At 63.2% G+C, this 9495-nt stretch carries 8 protein-coding genes, 1 pseudogene and 1 riboswitch; of the genes and pseudogenes, 4 read left to right on the top strand and 5 right to left on the bottom strand.

From position 1 onward, the window contains the following. Nucleotides 1-130 precede the first annotated feature (130 nt). The 5 genes from dinB to MR825_RS09830 all read right to left on the bottom strand — a co-directional run bounded on the left by dinB (nucleotide 131) and on the right by MR825_RS09830 (nucleotide 4396). On the bottom strand, nucleotides 131-1369 hold the full coding sequence (dinB, locus tag MR825_RS09850) for a DNA polymerase IV (protein ID WP_256175860.1): 1239 nt from the start codon (nucleotides 1367-1369) through the stop codon (nucleotides 131-133). 27 nt (nucleotides 1370-1396) lie between these two features. Beyond that, a complete protein-coding gene (locus tag MR825_RS09845; protein WP_287880501.1) occupies nucleotides 1397-2587 on the bottom strand; it encodes a DUF2812 domain-containing protein in 1191 nt (396 codons plus the stop codon). Next, nucleotides 2584-2898 carry a PadR family transcriptional regulator gene (locus MR825_RS09840; RefSeq protein WP_287880498.1) on the bottom strand — a complete coding sequence of 105 codons (315 nt, stop codon included), beginning with the start codon at nucleotides 2896-2898 and terminating at the stop codon, nucleotides 2584-2586. The genes MR825_RS09845 and MR825_RS09840 overlap by 4 nt, the downstream gene beginning before the upstream one ends. A gap of 228 nt (nucleotides 2899-3126) precedes the next feature. Beyond that, on the bottom strand, nucleotides 3127-3750 hold the full coding sequence (locus tag MR825_RS09835) for an ECF transporter S component (protein ID WP_186907791.1): 624 nt from the start codon (nucleotides 3748-3750) through the stop codon (nucleotides 3127-3129). Between the two features lie 19 nt (nucleotides 3751-3769). Next, the gene (locus tag MR825_RS09830; protein ID WP_186907790.1) at nucleotides 3770-4396 is read right to left on the bottom strand and encodes an ECF transporter S component; all 627 of its coding nucleotides are present in this window, start codon (nucleotides 4394-4396) and stop codon (nucleotides 3770-3772) included. Between the two features lie 87 nt (nucleotides 4397-4483). Then, nucleotides 4484-4618, bottom strand: a riboswitch (FMN riboswitch). Between the two features lie 145 nt (nucleotides 4619-4763). Between MR825_RS09830 and MR825_RS09825 the strand changes: the two genes are divergently transcribed. The 4 genes and pseudogenes from MR825_RS09825 to MR825_RS09810 form a co-directional block, all read left to right on the top strand. Then, nucleotides 4764-5267, top strand: coding sequence for an SLOG family protein (locus tag MR825_RS09825; RefSeq protein ID WP_186907789.1), 504 nt, complete (start codon nucleotides 4764-4766; stop codon nucleotides 5265-5267). A 122-nt stretch (nucleotides 5268-5389) separates the two neighbouring features. After that, a complete protein-coding gene (locus MR825_RS09820; protein WP_186907788.1) occupies nucleotides 5390-5764 on the top strand; it encodes a BlaI/MecI/CopY family transcriptional regulator in 375 nt (124 codons plus the stop codon). A 2-nt stretch (nucleotides 5765-5766) separates the two neighbouring features. Then, nucleotides 5767-8964 (top strand): M56 family metallopeptidase, encoded by a 3198-nt coding sequence (locus MR825_RS09815; protein ID WP_287880494.1) that lies wholly within the window; start codon nucleotides 5767-5769, stop codon nucleotides 8962-8964. Between the two features lie 196 nt (nucleotides 8965-9160). Then, nucleotides 9161-9495 (top strand): annotated as a pseudogene (locus MR825_RS09810) (radical SAM protein); the annotation flags it as partial.

Genomic DNA, 9495 nt, shown 5'->3' with positions numbered 1-9495 from the left:
CGGCACACCCCGTGCGGGAGCGCGCGGCGGGCCGCTCCGGCGGGAGGGTGGGGGGCCACGCTGGGGGGGCCGGGGGTACCTTTTGGAACGCCGGGCCCCCGCACAATCCCCCCAAGAGTCCCCCTGCCGGTCAGTCCACCGGCGGAAGGCGCCGGTCCTCCTGCTGTACCGGTTCCGTTGGCTTTACGTTGGAGGCCAGGGAAATGGCGCTCCGGCCGAACTTTCCGCGGATACCGTCCATGGCCCGCTCCAGACGCTCCAGCTTGTCCCGGCGGGGCGCGGCCCCGGCGGCGAACAGATTGAGCTGCTCGGCGGCCAGCCCCTCCTCCACCAGGTTCTGGGCCGTGACCGTCAGGGCGCGGACAGGCGCCCTGGGGCTCCAGGCCGCATGCATCAGTTCCATACACGCCTGTGCGATATCCCGGGATACGTAGGTCGGGGCCTCCAGCCGCTTCTGCCGGCAGATGTCCTTGAAATTGGGATCCCGGATGACGATCTGTACGGTGGTGCATTTCAGGCCGCAGCTCCGCAGCCGGGCGGCCACCTCATCGGAGAGCTCCGCCACACCGGAGTGCAGCTGCGCCCAGCCCACCAGATTACGGGAAAAGGTGAGCCCGTTGCCCACGGACTTGGGCCCCGGCAGGTCCCGCGCGGGGATCACCGGGGCGCGCTCGGCGCCGGTGGCGTAATCGTGAAGGGTATATCCCTGCTTGCCCAGAAGGTCCCCAAGGGCCTCCCGGTCGAACCGGGCCAGATCCCCGATGGTACGCACGCCGTACCCTTCCAGCGTCCGCCGGGCGGACTGACCCACAAAGAGCAGGTCGCTCACCGGCAGAGGCCACAGCAGGTCCCTGAAATTTTCCCGCGTGACGACGGTGGTGGCGTCCGGCTTTTTGTAATCGCTGCCCATTTTGGCAAAGACCTTGTTGAACGACACCCCCACCGATACGGTCAGCTCCAGCTCCTCCCGAACCGCACGCCGGATCTCGTCGGCCAGGGCCCGGCCGTCCCCGCCGAACAGATGCAGAGAGCCGGTCACGTCCAGCCAGCTCTCGTCGATGGAGAAGGGCTCCACCAGATCGGTATAGCGCTCATAGATGGCGTTGACCTGTTTGGAATAGTCCCGGTACTTCCAATGATGGGCGCGCAGCAGCGCCAGGTCCGGGCATTTCCTGCGGGCCTGCCAGATGGTCTCGGCGGTCTTCACGCCGAACGCCTTGGCGCGTTCGTTCTTGGCCAGAATGATCCCGTGGCGGGATTCCGGGTCCCCGCATACCGCGACCGGGGCCGCCCGCAGCTCCGGATGCTCCAGCAGCTCCACCGAGGCGTAAAAGCTGTTCAGATCGCAGTGTAAAATGGTACGTTCCACGCTATCACCCCCGATACCGCTATCCTACTATGGATCGAGCGAAAAGTCAAACAATTGTTCTATTTCCTCGAGCTGAGCAAGCAGATCCCGCTCCCCGTCGTAGTCCAGATAGACCACCCTGCCATCCCGGGCCAGGAAGAGACGCTGGCCGGGGAAATCGTTGTCCACGGCCAGTACCGCCCGGTCAAAGCCGGGCAGTTCCAGCTGGGTGACGCGATATTCCTCCGGAAAATAGTTGTGCTGCGTATAGCGGCAGACCAGCTCGTCCAGCAGGGGAGCGGTCAGGCAGGGGAAGGAGAGGCGGTACCAGCGCAGATCCAGTCCACAGGCGTGCGACCCGTCGGGCTCCGACATGCGCTGGTATACCTCATATTGTTCCGGAGCCAGCAAAGACCAGGAGAAACGGATGTAGTTATTGTAGTCTGTCCCATCCTGGAGCGCGATAACGACCGGCTCCAGGGCGTCGTTTCCCTCCAGGGCCGGAAGCGAAAGCAGGGGAAAGGGCCGCTCCTGTCCGGCGATCCCGCCCTCCCAGCGCAGCGCGGCGTAGGCCCACAGGCTGGCAAAGGACAGCGCCAGCAGCACCAGAGAGCAGAGCAGCGTGACGGCCGTGATCCGCGCCCCCCGCCGCCAGCTTCCCTTACGGCGGAGGGCGGCGCCCTGCCGAAGCCGCCGCTTGAAGCGGAAGAATCCGGCAAAGGCCCGGACGGTGAGGCTCAGGGAGAGAAGCTCCATGACCACGGGCAGCAGATTCCCGGCCAGGGGGCTTTCGATCAAGCTGAGTACGGGCCAATCAAAAAAGCAGTACGGCAGGACTACCGCGGCCAGAAAAAGCAGGGTAACGGCCAGCAGCATGGCGCAGTACCGGAGCATGGAGCGGGCGGCCTGATCCAGGCCATAGCTGCGTACCACCGGGTCGGTGTGCAGCTCCGGCGCGTCCGGGTCGGCGGCGGCATAAAGGACGAACCACTTCCCCGCCCGGCCCAGACAGGCCCAGCCCTGCTGGCGCAGATAGATCTGGCTCTCCGCGGTATGGAAGCTTCCGGCCGGTTCCATCCGGTAGCGGACCGGGGCGGGCGCACCGCGGCGGAAGGTGATGTATACCGGCCCGGCATGGTCGTAGAACAGCCCCCGCAGGGCCATGTCCTCCAGCCAGTCTTCAAACCGATCCAGATCGGCATAGTCGATCAGCGGCAGTCTGCGTACCGTGTCCTTCATAGAGCGCCCTCCTCTTCTGCGTCTGCGATGCAGGCGCGCAGCCGCGCCAACTCCTCCTCATAGCGCCGCCGGCCTGCCTCCGTCAGCTGATAGGTGCGTTTGCGGCCCTCCACCGCGGTTTCCTGGAGAAAGCCCTCCTCCTCAAATTTTGCCAGAATGGTGTATAGGGTCCCCGGGCCCAGATGCACCCGGTCCCGGGTGCGCAGGCGCACCCATTCCGCGATCTCTGTGCCGCACCGCGCCTGGCGCAGAAAGGACATGAGCACGTAGAACATACTCTCCGTCAGGTTTTCCAGCGCTTTTTTCCCCATGAGGCCCCTCCAATATCGAGATACGATATCGCTTAACGATATTGTAATGGCGGGACGCGGTCTTGTCAAGGGGAACTTCCGGCCGGCTCTGCTCCGGCGCCGGAGCAGAGCCGGAAACCGACAAAGCGCCCCCGACCGGCGGCCGGGGGCGCTCAAGCGTGTCAATCAAGCGGAAGGGCAGCGTTCCAAAAAGCGGCGGGGGCCGCTGACGGCCGGAATGCCTCTGATTCAGGTTTCGCTGCTCAGATGCTTCTTGCCGGCCCAGATCTGGGCCTCGCCGTGGATGATGTAGCGGGAGACCACCTTGTACACCAGGAAGGTCACGATGGAGTTGGCGCCCGCCTTGATGAGGTTGAAGGGGGCGATGGCGGGGAAGAGCAGGGTGTCCACATAGGCGCGGTTGGCGGCTACGGCGGCGGAGTCCGCGAGGTCCGGGGTGATGAACAAGGGGGTGAGGAAGTGGTTGAACACCAGCATGGCGCCGGTCATGGCCAAGGTGCCGCACGCCAGGGCCAGCACCGCGCCCCGGCGCGTGTGACGGAATTTATAGATGCACCCGGCCGCCAGCACCAGCGTGGAGGTGGCAAAGATATGCATGGCGATCCCCATCACGCCGCTCTGAGCGCTGACGGTGAAGCCCTGGATCAGGCTGGCCACTACGGTAAGGGCGATACCGGCCAGAGGGCCGTAGGCAAAGGTACCGATGAGGATGGGGATATCGGCGGGATCATACTCCAGGAACGGGACCACGGCAAAAATGGGGAAGTGGATCAGCCAGACCAGAACGATGGACAGGGCCACCAGCATGGCCATGACGGCCAGCTTTTTGATGCGTGCAGAGCGCTCCTTCATAAATGCGGCCTCCTTCGGATCAGACTTTCCCGTGCAGCAGGGGAGAGAGGGGCTTATAGATCAGCAGGCAGAGGGCCACATCCAAAAGGCCCTTGAGCAGGGTGAAGGGGGCGTTGAAGGTGACCAGACACTCCAGCAGGCCGTTGGCGGAGGGCCGGATGGCCCGGTACAGCTCCAGAATGGCGTCGATGGGCATGAAGTTGGTGTAGATGGGGTAAGTGATGTAGTAATTCAGAGGAATGGACAAAAGCCCCATGACGACGGCCCCTACGATGGCCCCCAGCAGGGCGCCCTTTCGGGATTTCAGCTTTTGATAGACCAGGCCGGCCGGGAGGATAAAGCAGGCGCCCAGCAGGAAATTGCACAGTTCTCCGGCGCCGCCGGTGGTGGTGATGAGCAGATGAAGCAGGTTCTTGACCAGACAGACCACCACGCCGTAGACCGGCCCAAGAGCAAAGGCGGCCAGAAGGGCGGGCAGCTCGGACACATCCATCTTAACGAAGGACGGCATAAAGGGCACCGCGAAGTCCAGGAACATCAGTACGAAAGCGATGGCGGAGAGCATGGCGGTGACAGTGAGGGCGCGCACGCGGGTGCGCCGGCCGGTGCGGATGCTGCCGGCGGTCGTGGTGTTGGGATCGGACATAAAAAACACTCCTTTTTTCGATGGTAACTCCTGAAAGCTTCCTGACCTTCAGGTGTTAAAATCGAAACTAGGAGGTGCGTAATTTCAACACATCTTCTTTCATCCAGACTTCGCGCCTGCGTATGCGCGTCACTGTCGGTCCCGGAGTCACACCGGGTCTGCCGTTTCCGGCTCGCGGACTGTACCGCCGATCGGGATTTTCACCCTGCCCTGAAGACATTCGATTCAGTTGTTCCGCTTTTATTATAACGCCTTCTGGCCAAAATGCAACCCCCAAAAGAGAAAAAACAAATGTTCGATAAAATGTTGACTTCGCGGCCGGGATATAATAAAATGAAACCAACAAAAGCGGATGGAGGAGCAGGGAATGGACAGAGCGCGTACCTGCTGTTTTACCGGGCACCGCCCGGAAAAGCTGCCCTGGCGGAACAACGAGGCGGACCCGCGCTGTATCGCGCTGAAAGAGCGGCTGGACAAGGCGCTGGAGGCGGCCTATCACAAGGGGATGCGCCATTTTCTGTGCGGTATGGCCCAGGGGGCGGATTTTTATTTCTGCGAGGCCGCCCTGGCCCTGCGGGCGCGGCGCGGCGGCGTAAGCGTGGAGGCGGTGATCCCCTGCGAGGAGCAGGCCGCCCGCTGGGGGGAGCGGGACCGGCAGCGGTATTTCTCCCTGGTGGAGCGCTGCGACGGAGAAACCATGGTCCAGCGGCAGTATGACCGGGGCTGCATGCTCCGCCGCAACCGGTACATGGTGGATCACTCCGCGCTGCTCATCGCCGTCTACGACGGCATGCTGGGCGGCACCATGTATACCCTGTCTTATGCCATGAAGCAGGGGCTGGAGATCGTTACGCTGGAGATCGGGGGCTAGGGCGGGCGCGCGCGGTGCGCCCGCCCTGTTTTTGCAAAAGCGGAAACAGGACTTGACAAGGAACTTCTGCAATTGTAGAATAGAACTATAACTTCTGCAAATGCAAAAGGAGCGTGCCTGGGATGAAGGAGAACCGCCGTCTGCCGGAGTCGGAACTGGACATTATGCTGGTGGTGTGGAACGCCGGGGGAGGGGTGAGCGCCCCTGCCATTCTGGAGGGGCTGGAGCGCCCCCTCACCGCCAGCGCTCTGCACAGCTACCTCAAGCGGCTGGAGGAGAAGGGCTTTCTGGCCTGTGAAAAGACGGGAAAGGTCAATTCTTACCGCCCGCTGGTCTCCCGGAGGGAGTATGAGCGGCGGGAGGGCATGAGTGTGCTGTCCAAGCTGTACGCCGGCTCCCTCAAGCGCTTTGCCGCCGCGCTTTATGACGGCGGGGCCTTATCGCCCGGAGATGTGGAGGAGCTGAAGGACTATCTGGATCATTTGAAGGAGGAATGAGCATGGAGGCTCTGTTTCTGCGGGTGGCCGTCCTGTCCCTGACCGGTTCGGCCGTATTGCTGCCCCTGCTGCTGCTCTCTGGCCGTATCCATCACCGTTACGCGGCCAAAACCTGCTACTTCCTCTGGCTGCTGCTGGCCCTGCGGCTGCTTTTGCCCTTCCAGTTCCCGCTGCCCCAGCCCGCCGTGACGGTGGAGACGCCCGTGTATCCGGTGAGCCTGCCCGCCTCCGCCGTGACGGCGGACACCCATATGACGGGACCCGGGGCGGGCGGGAGCGCCGGTAACCCGGCGGCTCCGGAGCCCGTCCCGCAGGAGAGGAGCACGGTCCGGCAGGTCTCCCTGACAGCGCTCGGCGCCTGGGTCTGGGCGGCGGGCACGGCGGGGTTCCTGCTCTGGCAGGCCGTCTCCTATGCGGTTGCCCGCCGCAGCCTGCTCCGCCGGTCGCTGGAGGCCGGCGGAGCGGCGGAGTCCCTGCTGGAGTCCCTGCGGGCGGAGCTGGGCGTAACGGGCCGGGCGGCTCTGCGCCGGGCGCCCGGGCTGCCCACCCCCATGATGCTGGGCTTGGTGCGGCCGGTGATCCTGCTGCCCGGCCGGGAGATGGAGCCGGAGCAGCTGGACGTGGTACTGCGGCACGAGCTGGTGCATCTGCGCCGGCGGGACGTGGCGTATAAGGCCCTGCTGCTGCTGACCAACGCCGTGCACTGGTTCAATCCCCTGGTGTGGTGGATGGTGCGGGAGGCGTCCCGCAATCTGGAGCTGTGCTGCGACGACGAGGTGGTACGCGCCAAAGACGCCGGCTTCCGCCGCCGCTATGGCGAGATATTGCTCCATACCGCCGCCGGGTGCCGGGCTCCGGCCCTGTCCACCTATTTCGGCGGCGGCAAGAAACTGCTCAAGGGGCGGCTGGCCAACTTGTTCCAGAAAAAGAAAAACAGCGCGGCGGCGGTGTGCGTCGTCCTGGCGCTCGCCCTGCCGGCGGGCTCGCTGGTGGCCTGCGAGAGCGCGGCGCCGCTGAACGCATTTGAAGCCGTGCAGGCATTGGAGGACAGCATCGCCTTTGAAAACGGAGCAATGAGCTTTACCATTCCAAAGGGCTACGCCAAGGCGGAGCAGTGGAACATCCATATCGCGGGCCGGGCGGAGACGGAACAGCTGGGCGGCATGAGCCTGCATTATTTCGAAGGCGAGCCATGGCAGGCGGGGAAGCGCTATACCCTGGACATCGCGCCCGAACAGTGGGCGGACCTCACCGAGCTGACCCTGGAAGCCTATCTGCCCGACCCGGAAGCACGGAACGGCGTACGGGAGGGCCGTGTCGATCTCCTGAGTATTGTCCGGGGGGCCTCCAGCCTCTACGTGAACGACACCTACGGCTTTACGCTTCAGCTTCCCGAGGACTGGGCGGGGAACTATACCGTGACGGAGTCTGAAGGCATGCTTACGTTCTGCCAGCGGCATCATGGCTTCCATTCCGGCGAATTCTTTTCCCTGCTGATCGACGATGCGCAGGAATTCCGCGCCCGCTATCCGGGGATGAGTGATGAGGAGATCATGAACGGCTGGCCCGGGCAGATGCTCATTCTGGGGGAGGGCGGCGGAAGGATCTTTTTCCTTAGCTTTGCTTCCGATGGGAATGTGGACCTGAATCATGAGTCCGTCAAGTCCGAGTATGAAGCTATGGACGCACAGGCCCGCGCCCTGACGGCCGATGCGTTTACCTACACCGGCGCCGCCGTGCGGCGGGGCGCAGTCTACACCAACAGCACCTACGGCTTTACCGTCCGCTTTCCGGACGGCTGGGCGGGCAGGGTGGAGGTGGCGGAGGACGACGGGGCCGACCTGATGACGATTTACCAGAGCTCCGCCCGCCGGGCAGACGACCCGACTGCGGGCGTGCTGGCAAATCTGTGCGTGGTCACCCGGGCGGTATTTGACGAACTGTACGGTGACAAGGATCTGGACGGGATGTATGAAACCGGCGGCCCCCGGATTACAGTGCTTGGGGAGGCGGGCGGCCGGCTGGTCTATCTCCATGTGGACCCGCTGCCGGAGGAGCGCTCCGGCCTGGACCCGGACTATGTGCGCCTGCACGATGAGGCGGAAGCCATCACCGCCGACGCGTTTGCCCTGGCTGGCGCACAGAACGCAGTCTATACCAACAGCGGCTGCGGCTTTTCGATCCGGCTGCCGGAATGCTGGGGAGTCTATGGCGCGGTGGGGGAGGACCCCGACACGGGGGCGGTCCTTTTTTACAGCGCGGCGCTGGGCATGGATCAGGGTACCGTCGCCAGCCTTTTGGTAGAGGAAGCGCCGCTGGAGGAATACCCCGCCCGCGTACACTACCTTGGAGGCCGGGATGGCTGCCACGTCTACCTCTCCTTCTATCAGACCGTGCCCCGTAATCTCATGGAGGGCAGCGCCGAGGACAAGGCGTGGTTTGAGATGCTCTATGACGCGCTGGAGAATCTGCCGGGCAGCGCGCTGACCTTCTCCCACGATGCGGACCCGGCGGCCTCTTCCGGAATCGAGCTGCGCTACACAAGCGCGCTCTACGGCTTTACGCTGGATCAGCCGCCGGAGTGGGCGAACCGGGTGGAGGTGCAGGAGTTCCTGGGCCTGCCCGTCTTCCGGATGAAGGACGCGGGCGAATGGGGCGGCGTGCTGCTCACGCTCGCCTGGATGGAGAGCGCAGACTATGATGAGGATACTGCGCCCGTGCCCATGTACTTCCTGGCGGAGCAGGACGGGATCACCCTGTATGCCTATCCCGCCACCGACGTGCAGTTTGACCCGGAGCGGGACCAGGAGCGCTACCGGGCGCTGAAGGAGGGCATTCCGGCGCTGCTGGACAGCTTTGCAAAGCAGGACGGCGTGACCTGGCCCCGCCTGGCGGGCTACGGAGTTCTTACCGGCGCGGACGAGGGCGGGGTGACGCTGAATCTGGTGGAGCAGAAGAGCTGGTTTGAATTCACAGACCCGGAACAGGACGACACCCGGATGAGCGTCGCTCCGGACGCGGCGGTGGGCGTGATCGGGGCGGACGGGTCTGTCGGCGGCGCACAGATTTCCTATGCCGAATTTCTGTCCGGCCGGGCGGATTATCTGGGCGCGGTCTTTCAAATTTACACGGTGGACGGCGTCGTTGTGGGCCTGAACCAGCAGGGGGAGGCCGTGCTGCGGAGTGAAAATGGAATATGACTATGAATATTATGTGGTATAGTGGTCAAAATAGCAAAAGGGCTTGCCGGAACCGGAACTGCTTTTAAACAAACTGCCGTTTCTGTCTGGAGTTTGGACAGGATTCGCGTTTTGTCTATTTCCCTTTTCTGAAATCGGCGTTATAGTATCGACGAACGGATGGTATTGTTATGCCATGAAAGGGGAAGAAAACGTTATGAAGATTCCTGATAGTATCAAGCGTTACGGTCTGACCAAGGTATTCGATTATCTGGACAAGGATCCCATGAACAACATGAACAAGGTGATGGATCTGGTCAATAAGTTTGCCGGAGACACCCTGGCGCCCCAGCGCGCGATGTTCGACAAGGTCATCAGCGATCCCGAGTCCTGTTGGTATCAGCTCATCGAGAAGGTCTGGACCCAGACCGATCCCGACGTGCTGAAGACGATCTTCACCAACTTCTTTATCAACGCCAACCTGGTGGGCTGGCCCAAGCAGGAGGAGCTGCGCAAGAAATACAACTGCAATATTCCCTGGGCCATCCTGCT

This window comes from Lawsonibacter sp. (genome assembly GCF_022777125.1).
Lineage (GTDB): Bacteria > Bacillota > Clostridia > Oscillospirales > Oscillospiraceae > Lawsonibacter_A > Lawsonibacter_A hominis.
This window is presented reverse-complemented; position numbering and strand designations above follow the sequence as displayed.